The 17,119-nt window shown below is 64.7% G+C and carries 11 protein-coding genes; 4 read left to right on the plus strand and 7 right to left on the minus strand.

The window, feature by feature from the left end; genetic code table 11:
- The first annotated feature begins 35 nt into the window (after positions 1-35).
- Entirely contained in the window at positions 36-1,826 is a 1,791-nt protein-coding gene (locus ACP15D_RS02640) for an extracellular solute-binding protein (protein ID WP_424956015.1), read from the plus strand.
- Entirely contained in the window at positions 1,823-3,373 is a 1,551-nt protein-coding gene (locus ACP15D_RS02645) for a class I adenylate-forming enzyme family protein (RefSeq protein WP_424956016.1), read from the plus strand. The genes ACP15D_RS02640 and ACP15D_RS02645 overlap by 4 nt, the downstream gene beginning before the upstream one ends.
- A gap of 18 nt (positions 3,374-3,391) precedes the next feature.
- Here ACP15D_RS02645 and mfd read toward each other — a convergent pair whose 3' ends face one another.
- Positions 3,392-6,883: a transcription-repair coupling factor gene (mfd, locus tag ACP15D_RS02650; protein ID WP_424956017.1), complete on the minus strand. Its 3,492-nt coding sequence runs from the start codon at positions 6,881-6,883 to the stop codon at positions 3,392-3,394.
- The gene (locus ACP15D_RS02655) at positions 6,880-7,179 is read right to left on the minus strand and encodes a succinate dehydrogenase assembly factor 2 (RefSeq protein WP_424956018.1); all 300 of its coding nucleotides are present in this window, start codon (positions 7,177-7,179) and stop codon (positions 6,880-6,882) included. The genes mfd and ACP15D_RS02655 overlap by 4 nt, the downstream gene beginning before the upstream one ends.
- 220 nt (positions 7,180-7,399) lie before the next feature.
- Between ACP15D_RS02655 and recG the strand changes: the two genes are divergently transcribed.
- A complete protein-coding gene (gene recG / locus ACP15D_RS02660; RefSeq protein WP_424956019.1) occupies positions 7,400-9,517 on the plus strand; it encodes an ATP-dependent DNA helicase RecG in 2,118 nt (705 codons plus the stop codon).
- A 73-nt stretch (positions 9,518-9,590) separates the two neighbouring features.
- On the opposite strand, the gene ACP15D_RS02665 is transcribed toward recG, so the two are convergent.
- The 4 genes from ACP15D_RS02665 to glmU form a co-directional block, all read right to left on the minus strand.
- The gene (locus ACP15D_RS02665; RefSeq protein ID WP_424956020.1) at positions 9,591-10,388 is read right to left on the minus strand and encodes a DUF502 domain-containing protein; all 798 of its coding nucleotides are present in this window, start codon (positions 10,386-10,388) and stop codon (positions 9,591-9,593) included.
- Between the two features lie 174 nt (positions 10,389-10,562).
- Entirely contained in the window at positions 10,563-11,603 is a 1,041-nt protein-coding gene (locus ACP15D_RS02670) for an SPOR domain-containing protein (protein WP_424956021.1), read from the minus strand.
- A gap of 105 nt (positions 11,604-11,708) precedes the next feature.
- On the minus strand, positions 11,709-13,529 hold the full coding sequence (gene glmS / locus ACP15D_RS02675) for a glutamine--fructose-6-phosphate transaminase (isomerizing) (RefSeq protein WP_424956023.1): 1,821 nt from the start codon (positions 13,527-13,529) through the stop codon (positions 11,709-11,711).
- 126 nt (positions 13,530-13,655) lie between these two features.
- Positions 13,656-15,011 carry a bifunctional UDP-N-acetylglucosamine diphosphorylase/glucosamine-1-phosphate N-acetyltransferase GlmU gene (gene glmU, locus ACP15D_RS02680; RefSeq protein WP_424956024.1) on the minus strand — a complete coding sequence of 452 codons (1,356 nt, stop codon included), beginning with the start codon at positions 15,009-15,011 and terminating at the stop codon, positions 13,656-13,658.
- A 415-nt stretch (positions 15,012-15,426) separates the two neighbouring features.
- On the opposite strand from glmU, the gene ACP15D_RS02685 reads away from it, so the two are divergent.
- A complete protein-coding gene (locus ACP15D_RS02685; protein ID WP_424956025.1) occupies positions 15,427-16,152 on the plus strand; it encodes a hypothetical protein in 726 nt (241 codons plus the stop codon).
- 114 nt (positions 16,153-16,266) lie between these two features.
- Here ACP15D_RS02685 and ACP15D_RS02690 read toward each other — a convergent pair whose 3' ends face one another.
- Positions 16,267-17,058, minus strand: a complete 792-nt coding sequence (locus ACP15D_RS02690) for a neutral zinc metallopeptidase (protein WP_424956026.1) — start codon at positions 17,056-17,058, stop codon at positions 16,267-16,269.
- Between the last annotated feature and the right edge of the window lie 61 nt (positions 17,059-17,119).

Here is a 17,119-nt window from a genome sequence, read left to right on the forward strand (position 1 = left end):
TCAACACGCGGCAACCGCGGCGGCCCGGAGTCCGAATGCTATACAGGTTGACGCTTTACCTCATCGCACTTTTCGCTCAGCTGAGCGCCGTTAGCGCCGACCCCGTGACCGCAATAGCGCTGCACGGCACGCCCAAAGAGCCGTCAGGGTTCACCCACTTCTCCTACGTCGATCCTCGAGCGCCGAAGGGCGGGCGGCTGACGCTCGGCGCTTATGGGTCGTTCGATAGTGTCAACCCGCTCATCGTCAAGGGAACACCCGTCACTGGAGTTCGCGACTTCACCATCGAGAGCCTCATGGCCCGTGGCCTCGACGAGCCCTTCACCCTCTATGGCTTGATCGCCGACACTATCGACGTCGCCGAGGACGGCTCGTCCGTCAGCTTTCATCTCAACCCAAAAGCGCACTTCTCCGACGGTCGGCCCATCACCGCCGACGACGTAATCTTCTCGCTGGAGTTGCTCCGCGATAAGGGGCGCCCCAACCACCGCACCTACTTCTCGAAGGTGGCAAAGTCCGAGCGCCTCTCCGACCACGATGTCCGCTTCACGCTCGATGCAGCCGGCGACCGCGAAATCCCTCTCATCATCGGACTGATGCCCGTGCTCCCCAAGCACGCCACGAACCCCTATTCGTTCGATGAAACGTCGATGATGGCACCGGTAGGATCTGGCCCATACCGCATCGGCAAAGTCGACGCCGGCCGCTCCCTCACCTACGTGCGCGACCCGAATTATTGGGGCCGCGACCTGCCCGTGAACCGCGGCCGCTTCAACTTCGACGAGATCCGCTTCGACTACTACCGAGAGGGCTCGGCCATGTTCGACGCCTTCAAGACGGGGCAGATCGATCTTTGGCCCGAGGAAGACCCCCGCCGCTGGGCCAACGGCTACGACTTCCCGGCCATCCACGATGGACGCGCCGTCAAACGGGAGTTCGACATCGGCATCCCAGCCGGCATGACGGCACTCGTCTTCAATACACGCCGCCCCGTCTTCGCCGATCCCCGCGTGCGCGAGGCGCTTATCTATCTGTTCGACTTCGAATGGATCAACCGCACGCTCTTTGCCGGCCTTTATCGCCGCACCGAGAGTTACTTCCAGCGCTCGATCCTGGCCTCGCCCGGGCATCCTGCCGATGATCACGAGCGTCAGTTGCTCGCACCATTCCCGGACGCGGTAAAGCCCGCAATCATGGAAGGCACGTACCGCTTCCCCACCACCGACGGCTCCGGCCGCAGCCGCGAGAACCAGGAGCACGCTTTCAAACTCCTGCAGGAGGCCGGCTACGAACTGAAACGTGGTAGGCTTATTCAGAAAGACACAGGGCGCGCGCTCGAATTTGAGATTCTCGCCGTGTCCACCGCACAATCGGCGCTACTGCTCTCTTTCGCGCGCGACGTCGAACGCCTGGGCATCTCCGTCGATGTCCGCGTCGTCGACAGTTCGCAGTATCAGCAGCGCCTCACCAACTACGACTACGACATGATCCAGAACACCTGGTCGTCGTCGCTCTCACCGGGCAACGAGCAACTGTTCCGCTGGTCAGCCCAGTCTGCCAAGGTACCGGGGACCTACAATTTTGCGGGCGTCCAAAACCCCGCCGTCGATGCCATGATCGACGCCTTGCTCGCTGCCAAGAGCGAGCAGGATTTCGTATCCGCGGTCCGCGCGCTGGATCGCACGCTTTTGTCGGGCGACTACGTTATCCCGCTGTTCTACATCCCCACGCAATGGGTCGCGTTCTGGACGCGGCTGCACCATCCAGAAAAGACGCCACTCTTCGGCTACAACGTCGACAGCTGGTGGGCGACGGACAAAAAATGACGACCACTCCCGACCTCCTGCCACCCCGTTTCAACATGGCCGCGTCCGCCATCGGCCGCGCTGCCGGCAGACGCGCCACCGCGCCAGCGTTGATCGTCATCGACGATGTGAGCGCCGCGCAGCCTGCCGAAGTGTGGACCTTCGCCGCCATCGAAGATGCCGTGCTGCGCATCGCTGGCGGACTGCGTCATGCGGGCCTGCGCCCCGGCGCGCGCATACTCATTCGTCTCGACAACACCAGCGCCTACGCCTTGCTTTTCTTTGGTGCCATCGCTGGCGGATTCGTCCCGTTGCCGACGTCAACACAGCTCACCGAACCAGAGGTGCGCTTTCTGCTGCAGGACAGCGGCGCCGAAGCCATCGCGCTTGCGGACGACCTGCCGCTACACGATCTTCCAGCTGGCCTGCGCGTCTTCACCGCAGACGATATCGCGCGCATGCTGCGCGAAGCTCCTCGCGCGAGCTACGCAGACACAGCTGCTAACGATCCCGCCTTCCTCATCTACACGTCCGGCACTACTGCCTCGCCCAAAGGCGTGCTGCACGCTCAACGCGCCGCCTTCGGCCGCCGCCCGATGTATCGCGGTTGGTACGGCATCGGAGCGGACGACCGCATGCTGCATGCAGGCGCCTTCAACTGGACCTTCACGCTCGGCACCGGCCTCACCGACCCATGGGCCAACGGCGCCACCTCGATCATCTACACCGGCGAGAAGGATCCTGCGTTGTGGCCGCGCCTCATCGCCGACACCGGCGCAACGCTGTTTGCCGGCGTGCCCGGCGTCTATCGACAGATGCTGAAATACGCCAATCCTTCGCCATCCGATCTCGGCGCACTACGCCACGGCCTGATGGCCGGCGAAAGCCCGCCGCCAGGCCTGTTCGAGGAATGGGAGCAGCGCACCGGCCGCCCGCTCTACGAAGCGCTCGGCATGAGCGAAATCTCCACGTACGTTTCCAGTGGCCCCGAAACACCGCGGCGAGAGGGTGCCGTTGGCCGCGCTCAGCCGGGACGACGTATCGCCATTCTGCCCCTCGAAGGCGGGGGCACGCCTCTGCCGCCCGGCGAGGAAGGCATGCTCGCTGTGCACCGCTCCGATCCCGGACTGATGCTTGGCTACTGGCAGCGACCCGAGGAGGAAGCCCAGGTCTATCGCGGCGATTGGTTCATCGGCGGCGACCTCGCAACGATCGACGCCGACGGCTACGTATTCCACCAAGGCCGCGCCAACGACCTGATGAAGGCGCTCGGCTATCGCGTTTCGCCGCTCGAGGTCGAAGCCGTGCTGGCCCAGCACCCAGACGTCGCCGAAGTCGCCTGCGCCGAGGCCCGCGTCCGCGCCGACGTCAGCATCATTGCCGCATTTGTCGTGCCGCACCCCGGTGCGCCACGAGACAGCGCCCAGATCGAAAGCTTCGCAGCTGAACGGCTGGCCGGCTACAAGCGCCCGCGCGCCATCGTCTTCGTCGATGCGCTACCGCGGACCGCCAACGGCAAGATAAAGCGCTCCGCGCTCCGTCTTCCTGGAGCATCCGAGAGCGCCTGAGCGTCATCGCGCGCCGGCTCACGCCGCCTGCTTTGCTTTGGCGGCAACCGCGGCCAGTTGAGCAACGAAGCCACGCACGCCTTTGAGCCGGTCGGTCGGCAGATCCCACTCGGCGCGGAACACCAGCTTCTGGTCCGGCTGCACCTTGATCAAGCCGCGCGAACTGGTGACGAACTGCACCAGCCCCTCCGGATTGGCGAACTGCCCGCGGTGGAACCCGACGACGGCACCGCGCGGACCCGCATCGACCTGCGCCACGCCCGCCTGACGGCACAGTGCCTTGATCTCCATGACGTCGAGAAGATGCTCGACCTCTTCGGGCAGAGCCCCAAACCGATCGATCAACTCGGATGCGAAGTTGTCGATTTCGTCGCGCGTCTCAAGCGTCGACAACCGGCGATAGAGCCCCAGCCGAAGCTGCAGGTCGGCGACGTACGTCTCCGGGATGAGCACGGATGTACCAAGCGAAATGGTCGGGCTCCATTGATCGTCGGCAACCTCCAGATCGCCGCCCTTCATCGATGCGACGGCTTCCTCCAGCATCGATTGATAGAGCTCGAAACCGACCTCGCGGATGTGCCCGGACTGTTCCTCGCCCAGCAGGTTGCCCGCACCGCGGATATCGAGATCGTGCGAAGCGAGCGAGAACCCGGCCCCCAGCGTATCGAGCGATTGCAGCACCTTCAGTCGCTTATCCGCCGCCTCCGTCAACGCCTTGCCGACAGGCGTGGTGAAATAGGCGTAGGCGCGCGCCTTGGACCGGCCAACGCGGCCGCGCAACTGATAGAGCTGCGCCAGGCCGAAAATGTCTGCACGATGCACGATTAGCGTGTTTGCATTCGGCAGGTCGAGACCGGATTCCACGATCGCCGTCGATAGCAGGATGTCGTACTTGCCGTCGTAGAACGCAGTCATCACGTCTTCCAGTTCGCCCGGCGTCAGCTGACCGGTCGCGCGCGCAAATGTCAGTTCCGGCACGGCCTCGCGCAGGAAATCGGCGATCTCGTCGAGATCGGAGATGCGCGGAGCAACATAAAAGCTCTGCCCGCCGCGATACCGCTCACGACGCAGCGCATCGCGAATGATCACCGGATCGAACGGCGAGATATACGTGCGCACCGCCAGACGATCGACCGGCGGCGTCGTGATCAGCGACAGCTCCCTCACGCCAGTAAGGGCCAGCTGCAGCGTGCGCGGGATCGGCGTGGCCGACAGCGTCAGCACGTGCACGTCCTCACGCAGCTTCTTCAGCCTCTCCTTATGCCCGACGCCGAAGTGCTGTTCCTCGTCGATGATCAGCATGCCGAGCCGCTTGAACTCGATCGACTTGCCGAGTAGCGCGTGCGTGCCGACGACGATGTCGATGGTGCCGTTCTTCAGCCCCTCCTTCACGTCGCCCAGCTCCTTGGTGCCGACGAGACGCGAGGCCTGCGCGACGCGAATGGGCAACCCCGTGAAGCGATCGGTGAAAGTCTTGTAGTGCTGCCGCGACAGCAGCGTGGTCGGCACCACGACCGCAACCTGCATACCATTCATCGCCCCGACGAACGCCGCGCGCAGCGCCACCTCGGTCTTGCCGAAGCCGACGTCGCCGCACACGAGCCGATCCATCGGACGTCCGGTCGCAAGGTCACTGAGCACCGCCTCGATGCTCGTCTCCTGGTCCTCTGTCTCCTCGTACGGGAACCGCGCGACGAACTCATCGTACGCGCCTTCCGGCGGCGAAACGGCGGGCGCTTCCTTCAACTGACGCAGCGCCGCGATCTTGATCAGCTCGGAAGCGATCTCGCGCAGCCGCTTCTTCAGCTTGGCCTTGCGCGACTGCCACGCGACGCCGCCCAGCTTGTCGAGTTGTGCGTCGGATTCATCCGCACCGTAGCGCGACAGCAGCTCGATGTTCTCGACCGGCAGGAAAAGCTTGTCGCCGCCGGCGTAGTGCAGTTCCAGGCAGTCGTGCGGCGCGTTGAGCACCGTGATCGTCTTGAGCCCCGCAAACCGCCCGATGCCATGATCGGCATGCACCACGAGATCACCGACCGAAAGACTCGTCGCTTCCGTCAGAACATCCACCGCCGAGCGCTGCTTGCGCCGCGGCCGCACCAGCCGGTCGCCGAGGATGTCCTGCTCGCCGACAATCGCCAGTTCCGGCGTCTCGAAGCCTTGCTCCATGCCCAGCACGCCGACGCCCGTCATATGCCCGGGCAGCGCAAGCGCCTCGGCATACGATTCGACGCGCTGCACGTCCTTCAATCCGTGATCCGACAGCAGCGTCACCAACCGCTCGCGCGCGCCCGGCGTCCACGACGTCACGATCACGCGCCGCTGCTCGCCCTGAATCCGCCGGATATGCCCGACGACCGCATCGAACACGTTCACGTCGCCTTGCTGGCGTTCCGCCGCGAACGTGCGCCCGCCCCGGCCGCGCCACGAGCGCACCTGCGGCCCCTCCGCCTCTTCGAACGGCGTCAGCCGATAGGACCGCCGCGAAGCGATCAATGCGGCAAAACCATGCCTGTCGAGAAACATCCGCTCAGGCGGCACCGGCTTGTATGGCGGCCCGCCGAACCGCTGCTCTTCGAGCGCTTCCAGGCGCGCCGCGTAGTGCTCGTCAATTTGCTCGAACCGGCTCGTCGCCGATTCATCGAAGCGATGATCGAAGCTGAGCGGCACATCCGGCAGATAGTCGAGCAGCGTCTCCATGTGCTCATGGAACAGCGGCAGCCAATGCTCCTGGCCTGGGTAGCGATGCCCCGAGCTGACAGCCTCGTAAAGCGGATCATCTCCCGTCGCCCCGCCGAACAGCTCGACGTAGCGCGTCCGAAACAGCTTCTCCGCATCTTCGCCGAACGCCACTTCGCTCACCGGCATCAGCGCCAGCTTCTGCACGCCCTTGGTCGTGCGCTGCGTCGTGACGTCGAACGCCTTGATGCTCTCCAGCGTATCGCCGAAGAAGTCGAGCCGCACGGGACTGGAGCGCCCCGGCGGATAAAGATCGAGGATGCCGCCGCGCACGGCATACTCGCCCGCCTCCATCACAGTGCTGGCACGCGTGTACCCCATGCGCGCGAGCCGCTGCGTCAGCCGCGCCATGTCGACCCGCTGGCCCGCGGCCATCGCCTTCGTCGTCTGCTTGAGAAACGCGCGCGGGGGCACGCGCTGCAGAACAGCGTTGACCGTCGTCAGTACTATGGTCGGATGTTTGCGCGAGGCGAGCGCCAGCTTTGCCAGCGTCGCCATCCGCTTGGCAACGATGTCCGCCATCGGCCCGACGCGATCGTAAGGCACCGTGTCCCACGCCGGGAACGTGATCACCTTCACCTGCGGCGCGAAGAATGACAGCCCCTGCTCCAGCGCCTCGATGCGCCGGTCGTCGCGCGCGATGTGCAGGACCGTCCCCGGTGCCCTCTCTGCTGCCGCCTCGCCGACGAGTTGAGCCAGTACCAGGGCATCCAGGCCTTCCGGCACGCCGGCAATCGTCAGCGCCGGCACGTTCTTCTTTTCTGCCGTCATTGCCGATCCACGACTTTATCGCCAGCTGCAGGCAGCAACCCGAAATGATCCCGCAGCGCCTCGACGAGCGGCGCGAACTCCGCCCCCTCCTCTGACGCCGCCCCTTGGGAGAACCACGTCGTCAGCATCGGATCGGGCAGCGCCAGGAACCGCTCGAACACCTCCAACTCGGCCTCGGGCATATCGGCAACGCGCGCCTCGGCGTAGCGCCCGAGGATGATGTCCATCTCCTTGGTGCCGCGATGCGACGCGCGATAGATGGCGCGGCGGCGCCGGATCTGGAGATCGTCTTGCATGCGTATCCGTCTCTAGGATGGGCGGCCGCTTGTTGAATAGGCCACCGTCTCTTGGATAACCCTGCGCCAAGGCTTGACGGCGCGCGGCCTCGCCGCCACCCTCCCGCTGGATAGGGACGTTGATATAACGCCCGTTTCCGATTGCGCAAAGGGCTGAACGGATTGGCATCCTTCGGCCGCGATCCGCCCCTTATGCTGCTTTGCCGAGGCCCTGACTACCATGCGGCCCAACGAGCTGACGCCGCTCTTCGCTTCGCTGCAGTCGCTGTCCGGGATCGGGCCGCGCCTGATCGTGCTCATGCGCAAGTGCGTCAACCTGCCCGCCGGCATCACCGAGCCGCGCGTGCTCGACCTGCTCTGGCACATGCCGACCGGCGTCATCGATCGCCGCGCCGAGCCCACCATAGTCGACGCAGTCCCCGGCGCCATCGCCACCCTCAAGGTGCGCATCCTCAAACACTTCGCCCCGCCGCGCGGCAACAACCGCGCGCCCTATAAGGTGCGCGTCGAGGACGACACCGGCAGGCTCGACCTTGTCTTCTTCCACGCCGAGCGCACATTCATCGAACGCCAGCTTCCCGTCGGCGAGGAACGCTACGTCTCCGGCCGCGTCGAGCGCTACGGCGAAAAACTGCAGATGTCGCATCCCGATTACATCGTGCCACCCGAAGCGCGCGACACCCTGCCGATGCTCGAGCCAGTCTATCCGCTCACCGCTGGCCTCTCCGGCAAGATCGTGCAAAAGGCAACGCGCCAGGCATTGGAGCGCCTGCACGAGGTGCCCGAATGGCAGGAACCGGCTTGGCTGCAGGCCCGCGCATGGCCGACCTTCAGCGAGGCACTGCAGCGCCTGCACAAGCCCACCGACGCGATGGATGTTTCCACCGGCTCGGCCCCATGGCAGCGCCTCGCCTACGATGAGCTTCTCGCCGGGCAGCTCGCGCTCGCCCTGGTGCGCCAGAATTACAAGACGCGTCCTGGCCGCATCGTCAAAGGCGACGGGAGCGTGCGCGCCCGCCTCGCCGACGCGCTCCCGTTCTCACTCACCAACGCGCAGCGCGAAGCCATGCGCGAGATCGAAGCCGACATGGGCGCGCCGCGCCGCATGCTGCGACTGCTTCAGGGCGACGTGGGCTCCGGCAAGACGGTCGTCGCCCTTCTCGCCATGGCCATCGCGGTAGAGTCTGGCGCGCAGGCCGCGCTCATGGCCCCGACCGAAGTCCTCGCCCGCCAGCACGCAGAGACCATCGCGCCCCTGGCAGAAAAAGCTGGTCTCACCATCGGCCTGCTGACCGGCCGTGAGAAAGGCCGCCCGCGCAAGGAACTTCTCGCCCGTCTCGCTGCCGGCGACGTCGACATCATCATCGGCACCCACGCACTATTCCAGCCCGACGTCGTCTTCCGCGATCTCGCATTCGCCGTGATCGACGAGCAGCATCGTTTTGGCGTGCACCAGCGCCTGTCGCTTCAGTCGAAGGGCGGCAGCGCCGGCACCGACGTTCTGGTAATGACCGCGACCCCGATCCCGCGCACCCTCGTCATGACGCACTACGGCGATCTCGACGTCTCGCGCCTCAATGAAAAGCCCCCCGGCCGCAAACCGATCGTCACCAAAAAGCTCCCCACCGACTCGATGGAAAAGCTCATCGACCGCCTGCGCACGCAGCTCGCCGAGGGTGCGCAAGTCTATTGGGTCTGTCCGCTGATCGAAAGCTCCGACGTCTCCGACCTGGCCGCCGCGGAGGAACGCCACGCCCACCTGACGCAGCTGTTCGGCAAGGAGAACGTCGGCCTTCTGCACGGCGCCATGCAGGACAAGGCCAAGGACGCCACCATGGAGGCGTTCGCGTCGGGCCGACTGAAAATCCTCGTCGCCACCACGGTCATCGAGGTCGGCGTGAACGTTCCCAACGCCAACATCATGGTCATAGAGCACGCCGAGCGCTTCGGCCTCGCCCAGCTTCACCAGTTGCGCGGACGCGTCGGCCGCGGCTCGCGCGAAAGCTTCTGCATGCTGCTGCACAAGGCCCCGCTCGGCGAGACCGCGCGCCAGCGCCTGGAAATGATGGAGGAGACCGAAGACGGCTTCCTCATCGCCGAGAAGGATCTGCAGTTGCGCGGCGGCGGCGAGGTTCTTGGAGCGCGCCAAAGCGGAACACCCGGCTTCCGTGTCGCGGAAGTTCCCGGCTTCGAGCAGCTCTTGGAAGCGGCGCGCGATGACGCCCGCCTCGTGCTCGCATGCGACCCGATGCTGTCGGGCCCGCGCGGCAACGCCCTGCGTACGCTGCTCTATATCTTCGAGTGCGACGAAGCCGTTCGCCTCTTCCGCGCCGCCTAGCCCCCCTCTCCCCGCAAGCGGGGAGAGGGTTGGGGTGAGGGGCAGAAGCAAATGATCTCCGGGCTAGAGACACTCAAGCGGCGGGAACAGGCTTGCCCTTGTTCTTCTTCCCGCGCCGCGACTGCTCGGCAAGTTCGCGCAGCTTCGCCTGGCTCTCCGGCGTCACCATACCCGCCGAGATGATCACCTTCGCCGCGTCTTCGATCGTCATGTCGAGAAACACCACGTCCTTGCGCGGCAGGAAGCACACGAAACCCGTCGGCGGCACGATCCCCGTCGGCATGAACACCGTCAGCAGATCGCCATCGGCGCCCGGCATCACGCGGCCGATCTCTCCCGTCGTTTCGCCAGTCACGAATACGATCGACCACAGGCCTTTGCTGGGAAACTCAATGAGGCCGACCTTCTGGAATGTCTGCCCGGGCCCTGTGGCGCTCACCACGGATTCAAAAATCTGCTTCAGCGCGCTGTAGACGTTGCGCACGATCGGCATGCCGCCCAGCATCTGCTCGCCGAACGAGATCAGCGTGCGCCCGAGGAGGTTCGCAGCCAGCGCGCCGATCAGCGTCAGCGCAACGAGGCCGACCGCCAGACCGAACCCGGGAATCGGAAACGGCAGATAGGTATCCGGTAGATACGCCGCCGGAACGAACGGCTTGATCCACGCGTCGGTGACGTTGATGAACCACCACGCGAAATAGAGCGTGATCGTCACTGGGCCGACGATGACAAGACCTGTCAGGAAGTAGTTGCGCAGCCGCGCGCCGAAGTGCCATCCGCTGGAGGAATCGTCCCGTACCAGCTTGCGCAAGCCCGCGCGCAACTCGGCCGAGGTCTCCTGCGGTCCCTTGGGTGGATCGGCAGAACTCATCGATATTCCCACACGCCCCACGCCACACGATCCGTCCCAATCCGTTGGGAGCGGTATTGCCGGCTGAGGCTCCGGGACTTTCCCATGGATTTGCCGCCGACGTAAGGGGCACAGCCTAAGCGATCAGCGCCTAATGCTTCGGCAATGGCGGGCTTTATAAGCGCCGCAACAACGCTATTCCGTGACGACTAGGCAATCGAAGCCGTCAGAACGCAGCGAGTTGCACAGCCGACCCGATTCCTGGCTATTGGAAAACGGCCCGAGCTTCACCCGGTAGAACGTGCCCATGCTGCCGACCACCGATTCGTCGATGGCGGGCTTGCGGCCACCAAGCTCGCTGCCATGCCGTCCGACCAGCAGACCAGCGAGAGATTCGGCCTCCGAACGCGACCGCACCGAGGCCACCTGAAGCGTAATACCGCCCGATCCCCCGGCCGACGACTGGCGCGCGCTGCCGGCAGGCTCTTCCACCGCGGCGACCTGCGTGACGAAGGCGGAGCCCACAGATGGTCCGGCGCTTGCCGCTGCGCCGCTCGGAATGACTTCCGTCGACTCGCCCCAACCGCTGCTAGCCGGCGTGCTGGCGATCGACGCCGTGCTCGCAGGCGCAGGCTCGGCACTCTCGCTGGACGACCCGCCACCAAACAAGTTCGAGAAGAAACCACCGATGCCGCCGCCCGAACCCGACGACGAGGACGGCGCGGCAGGAGCCGCCGCGTTGCTCGCCGTGGCGGCCTGGGCAGCACCGTTGCTCTGTCCCGGCATCGCCGGCGCCTCCGCATAAGCCGATTTCGGCAGCGGCGGGACTTCGCTTACTCCGGATTCGTGATAGGCGAGCGCCCGGTTCTTGATTGCGTCGGCCCGCTCCGCCTCGGACAGGCCGCCCTTGAGCCAAAGCGCGCTGGTGAGGTCGGACACGGCAAAACCGGGCTTGCCCAGCTTGCGGAACGTGAGACCTCGGTAATAGAGAACTCTCGGCATCTGGTGGCTCGGCATGCCGGTGCGGATGGCAGCCTCGAAGGCGCGCATCGCCTCCTCGTACTTGCCAACGCCGTAAGCCTTGATGCCACCATCGAAAATCTGCTGAACGAGCTGCGCAGACTTGGCCTTGTCGGCACCGTCGCCATCACCTGCGGGAGCAGCAAATACGGCGGCGGGCAGCGCGACCGCCAACAGCCCCGCGACGAGAGCCAGAGTGCGCAACTTTTCCCCCATATCCGAACCTTGATGCTTGCTCGATCCGCCCCGTCTCAACGGTGACCCTAAGCCAAGCTCAAATTCGAGGCAAATCCAGGGCCGTAAGGCCGGATGCCTTTTCCCCTACTCGACCGTGACCGATTTGGCGAGGTTGCGTGGCTGATCGACATCGGTCCCCATCAGCACTGCCGTATGATAAGCCAAAAGTTGCACCGGCACCGCATAGAGCAGCGGGTTGGTGAACTCAGACGCCTTTGGCATCGAGATGTGCGCCGCGATCTTGCAGCCGACCTCCTCGGGAGCAGCATCCGAGACGAGGATAATCTGTCCACCGCGGGTCGCCACTTCCTGCATGTTCGAGACCGTCTTCTCGAACAGCTCGTCCTTCGGCGCCACCACGATCACCGGAACGTTCTCGTCGATCAGCGCGATCGGACCATGCTTCAGCTCACCCGCTGCATAACCCTCGGCGTGTATGTAGGAAATCTCCTTCAGCTTCAGCGCACCTTCAAGCGCCAGCGGATAGCTGGTGCCGCGGCCCAGGTAGAGCACGTCGCGCGCCTTGGACAGCATCTGCGCGATGGCGACGTATTGCTCCTCGTTGCGCAGGATGTTCGAGATGTGTCGCGGCACCTCGATCAGCGCCTGAACCAGCTCGAGCTCCTTCTCGCGGTCGATCGTCCCGCGTGCACGCGCAAGTCCCAGCGCCAGGCACGCCAGCACCGAAAGCTGACAGGTGAACGCCTTCGTCGAGGCAACGCCGATCTCGGGTCCGGCCAGCGTCGGCAGCACGATGTCCGATTCGCGCGCGATCGATGACGTGCGCACATTGACCACTGCCGCGATGCGCTGGCTTTCCGCCTTGGCATGACGCAACACCGCCAGGGTGTCCGCCGTCTCGCCCGACTGCGACACGAACAGCGCCAAGCCGTCCTTCGTCATTGGCGGTTCGCGATAGCGCATCTCCGATGCGACATCGATCTCCACCGGCAAGCGCGCGTAACGCTCGATCCAGTACTTGCCGACGAGGCCCGCGTAATACGCCGTTCCGCAGGCAGAGACAGTAGCACGCGCCAGCACTGCCGGATCGACACCCAGCTCGGGAATCCGAACCGTGCCTTCGGCCATGTCGATGTAGTTCGCCAGCGTATGGCTGATGACCTCTGGCTGCTCGTGAATTTCTTTCGCCATGAAGTGGCGATGATTACCCTTGTCGACCAGCAGCGACGACGCGACCGACTTGATCAGCGGACGATCCACGCGCTGCCCGGCGCGGTCATAGATCTCGACGCCCGAGTGCCTCAGCACCGCCCAGTCGCCTTCCTCAAGATAGGTGATGGCGTCCGTAAACGGCGCGAGCGCGATGGCGTCCGACCCGAGATACATCTCGCCGGTACCATGGCCGATGGCGAGCGGCGAACCTTGCCGCGCCGCGATCATCAGGTCGTCGTGACCGGCAAAAATGATGGCGAGCGCAAACGCCCCCTGAAGACGACCAAGCGCCTGACGCACCGCCTCTTCGGGGCTCACGCCCTTGGCCAGTTCATCGGTGACGACGTGGACGATCACCTCGGTGTCAGTGTCGCTCTCGAACTGATATCCCTTGGCCGCAAGCTCTTCCTTCAGCTCGCGATAGTTCTCGATGATGCCGTTGTGCACCACCGACACCTTGGCATTCATGTGCGGATGAGCATTGCGCTCCGTCGGCCGCCCGTGCGTAGCCCACCGCGTGTGCCCGATACCCGTGTGCCCTCGAAGCGGCTCCTGCAGCAGCCGGCCTTCAAGGTTGCGCAGCTTGCCTTCAGCCCGGCGGCGCTCCAGGTGGCCATTCTCGACCGTTGCGATGCCGGCCGAGTCATAGCCCCGGTACTCGAGCCGGCGCAGTGCGTCGACGAGATCCGTAGCAACCGCTTTGTTTCCGATAATTCCGACGATGCCGCACATGCGATCCGAATCCTTCAGCTTGCGCGCACCAATAGTGCTAGCGTTTGATTAATATGCCCCTCAAATCACAGAGTGTTTCTGCGATTTTCGGTCACTCCACCCGCCGGGGCGCTGCACTATCCTTAATCAAGTCTTTGCCTTCCGCTTCGCCATCATCGCCCGGAACTTGGCCGCCCACCCGGGCCGCTCGTCCTGCGGCGAGCGCTCTAGGGCAAGGGCATCTGCCGCCACATCCCTCGTGATGACGCTGCCTGAGCCGATATAGGCGCCGGCCCCCACTTTCAAAGGGGCCACCAGCGAAGTATTCGAACCGACGAAAGCCCCTTCGCCGATCTCGGTGCGGTGCTTGAAGAAGCCGTCATAGTTGCAGAAGATCGTCCCCGCCCCGATGTTCGCCCCTGCACCGATGCTGCCGTCTCCCAAATAGGACAAGTGGTTCGCCTTCGCGCCCTTGCCCAGTTGCGCGTTCTTCAGCTCGACGAAGTTGCCCACGTGCGCATCCTCGCCGATATCGGCCCCCGGACGCAGACGCGAGAACGGCCCCACGCGCGCGCCCTTGCCGATGTGCGCGCGTTCGAAATGGCAATTGGCGAGGATCTCGGCTTCGTCGTCGACGCTGACACCCGGACCGAAAAACACGTTCGGCTGGATCACCACGTCACGACCCAGTTTGGTGTCGTACGACAGCCAGACAGTCTCGGGCGCGATCATCGTCACACCCTCACGCATGGCCGCAAGCCGCGCACGCTTCTGGAAGATCCCTTCGGCCACTGCCAGCTGATCGCGCGAGTTGACGCCCAGCACATCCTCCTCTGCGCATGTCACCACCGCAGCCTTCGCCCCCGACGACCGCGCGATCTCGACGGCGTCGGTGAGATAGTACTCGCCCTTGGCGTTGTTGTTGCCGATGCGGCTGAGCACGCCCAGCACATCGTCGAGCCGAAACGCCATCACGCCGGAATTGCACAGGCGCACAGCGCGCTCGTCGTCACTCGCATCCTTCTCTTCCCGGATCGCAGTCAACCAGCCATTGCCATCCGTCAGGAGGCGACCATAGCCGGCCGGATCCTTCGCCTCGAAACCCAGCACTGCAATGCCGGCGCCGGCATCGAGGCGCGCGCGCAAAGCTTCCAGCGTCTCAGTCGGCAGCAGCGGCGTGTCGGCATAAAGAACGAGCACGTCGCCTTTATGCGCGGCCAGCGCCTCGCGGGCTGCCAGCACAGCATCGCCAGTTCCCTGCTGCCTCTCCTGCACGAACACCTTGGCGGCAGGTTCTTGCGCCACGGCCTCCGCGCGTACCTTGTCCATTCCCGGCCCGACCACCACCGACAGGGCGTCAGCCTCTAAGGACTGCGCGGCTGCAATGACGTGACCCAGCATCGACCGCCCGCCGATCTTGTGCAGCACCTTCGGCAGCGCCGACTTCATGCGCGTGCCCTGTCCGGCCGCGAGGACGACAACGAGCAAGGGACGATGGCTCATCGAATTCCCGACTTTGCTTATGATTGAGAGAAAGAGGAACAGGTCGGCTCAGCTACGCACGTACGTGCTGCCTGCACGCGGAGGCTTCACAAGCCTTGTATACCGGCGGCAGGCTCCGCCCAACAAGACGGCGCAATTGTGTCCGTCGGTGTTGCTGTCCCCGGTGCACGAGCTGTGGCCAAGCTGGCACATACCCGCGCATAGACGCTTGAATTTCAATAGCTTGTTTCAGGCATCGATTCCGTCCACAGGCAGCGCAGCCCGCATCCAACCCCCTGCGTTGCTCCCCGACCGCGACTCACCGACTCTCCGGTAGTCATTCCCGGCGAGGCCGCGTCAAAATCACATCGGTTCAACGCCAGGCCGGCCCCAGTTCAGGCCCTGTGCCGCGTTCAAAACAGTGGAAGCTGAAAGAATGTCTGTCGACTCCATCGGCCCGGCGCGGCGCCGCACATTCACCCCCTACGTTCTGCTGTACCTGCTCGCAGCGACGCTGGCAGGTGCCTACCTCGTCTTCCTGGGCGTCCGCCCGGACCTCATCGCCATGTGGAAGTCCAAACCGGACCAGACCCAGACAGCACTGGTCGAAACCCAGCGAACCGTCGAGCGCGCGCTCGCCGACATCGACCCGCTGAAGCAGGGCGTTGGCGAAGTCAAAGCCGACCTCGCCAGCTTCAAGGCTGGCCTGGACGAAGCCGCCGAACGCGACCGCATCCTCATGGAGAAGCTGGAGACGCTCGAACGTCTGGCCGCTGAAAAGGCTGCCGCCGCAGCAAAGCCCGCAAAGACGGCCGCAGCCGCGCCTGCCAAGAAGCAAGCCGCCGCCACCATCGAGACGGGCAGCATTGAAACCAAGAAGCCCGCAGCGGCCGCGAAGCCACCGGAGGTCGGGGTGCTTCTCGCCACCGGCCCCTCGCTCGACGCTTTGCGCCTGAGCTGGTCGATCCTCAACGACCGCGCTTCCGACACGGTCCGCTCGCTGCACCCGCGCTATGTCGTATCCGGCAAGGATAACGAGCGCACTTACGGTCTCGTCGCTGGTCCACTACCGACAGTCGCCGACGCTAAAGCCGTCTGCAAAGTCATGAGCGACCGCGGCATGGCGTGCGAGGTCAGCCAGTTCCGCGGCAACGCGTTCTGATCCCGCCCCTTACGCGGATAAACACAAACATGACGCTTCGGACCCACCCGGTCCGAAGCGTTATTCGTTTGTACAGACTGGCCTGAAGAAGCGCTCTCGCCGGAACGGACGCGCCTACGGCTGAGTGATTGCAAACGTATCGCAGGCTGCGACATCGCCGGTCTGGGCACCACGCAGGAACCAGCGCGTCCGCTGCTCTGTCGTCCCGTGCAGCCCCACTTGGCGGATCGCATCTTGTGAACGCCCGGCGAGCAGCTGGTCGTCGCCGATATCGAACAGCACGGCCAGCAAGTCCGCCCGGAATTGATCCGAGCCCGCCCACGCCGGACTGTCGTGCACCCAAACGCCCGCATAGCAGTCAGCCTGCAACTCGAACCGGCGCACGTACCCGGTCGCCTGTTCGGGATCCGCCCTGATCGCGCGGCTCAATGCGAAAAACCGACCATCCAGGTTCTGAATGTGGTGGCCGATCTCGTGCCCGATGAGAAAGGTGATCCCCGCCTCGCCCTGCTTTCCGAACTTGCTCATCAGGCCCTGCGCGGCAGCCGTACCGACGAAGATCGTGTGGTTGCCGCTGCAGTAGGCGGGACCGTCCCCGGTGTAGAGGCCGTAGCAGTTATTCGGGGCCAGCCGGGAAACGAAGCGCACGTTCACGGACGCGACCTCCGGCCCGCGCCCCTCCAAAAGACGGCTCCAAGTCGTGACGGAATCGACGAGCGCGCGGGTCACAACCGCCCGCAGCTTGAGTTCAGGGGGTGGCGCGCCCGTCTCAGGCGCATTGTCGGTGATGGTAACTTCCATCGAGCCCGGAGGCGGCGCATCAGCGGACCGAGCGGCAATGCTCAAGCCGCTCACCCCCGCCAGGATGGCCGCAAACGGTGCGAATATCCGCTTCGGTTGCTTCATGGAGCGAGCCCTTCTAAGCAGCGTAACTCCAATATAGGCCAACGGTTGCCGATCCCCCTAT

It is taken from the genome of Hyphomicrobium sp. 1Nfss2.1 (genome assembly GCF_965243865.1).
Classification (GTDB): Bacteria; Pseudomonadota; Alphaproteobacteria; order Rhizobiales; family Hyphomicrobiaceae; genus Hyphomicrobium_A.

What these genes read in the sequence shown, in the direction of transcription:
- ACP15D_RS02690 (WP_424956026.1), bottom strand. Translation starts at nt 17,058, where the DNA reads ATGAAGCAACCGAAGCGGATATTCGCACCGTTTGCGGCCATCCTGGCG.
- ACP15D_RS02645 (WP_424956016.1), top strand. Translation starts at nt 1,823, where the DNA reads ATGACGACCACTCCCGACCTCCTGCCACCCCGTTTCAACATGGCCGCG.
- glmU (WP_424956024.1), bottom strand. Translation starts at nt 15,011, where the DNA reads ATGAGCCATCGTCCCTTGCTCGTTGTCGTCCTCGCGGCCGGACAGGGC.
- glmS (WP_424956023.1), bottom strand. Translation starts at nt 13,529, where the DNA reads ATGTGCGGCATCGTCGGAATTATCGGAAACAAAGCGGTTGCTACGGAT.
- ACP15D_RS02640 (WP_424956015.1), top strand. Translation starts at nt 36, where the DNA reads ATGCTATACAGGTTGACGCTTTACCTCATCGCACTTTTCGCTCAGCTG.
- ACP15D_RS02665 (WP_424956020.1), bottom strand. Translation starts at nt 10,388, where the DNA reads ATGAGTTCTGCCGATCCACCCAAGGGACCGCAGGAGACCTCGGCCGAG.
- mfd (WP_424956017.1), bottom strand. Translation starts at nt 6,883, where the DNA reads ATGACGGCAGAAAAGAAGAACGTGCCGGCGCTGACGATTGCCGGCGTG.
- ACP15D_RS02655 (WP_424956018.1), bottom strand. Translation starts at nt 7,179, where the DNA reads ATGCAAGACGATCTCCAGATCCGGCGCCGCCGCGCCATCTATCGCGCG.
- ACP15D_RS02685 (WP_424956025.1), top strand. Translation starts at nt 15,427, where the DNA reads ATGTCTGTCGACTCCATCGGCCCGGCGCGGCGCCGCACATTCACCCCC.
- ACP15D_RS02670 (WP_424956021.1), bottom strand. Translation starts at nt 11,603, where the DNA reads ATGGGGGAAAAGTTGCGCACTCTGGCTCTCGTCGCGGGGCTGTTGGCG.
- recG (WP_424956019.1), top strand. Translation starts at nt 7,400, where the DNA reads ATGCGGCCCAACGAGCTGACGCCGCTCTTCGCTTCGCTGCAGTCGCTG.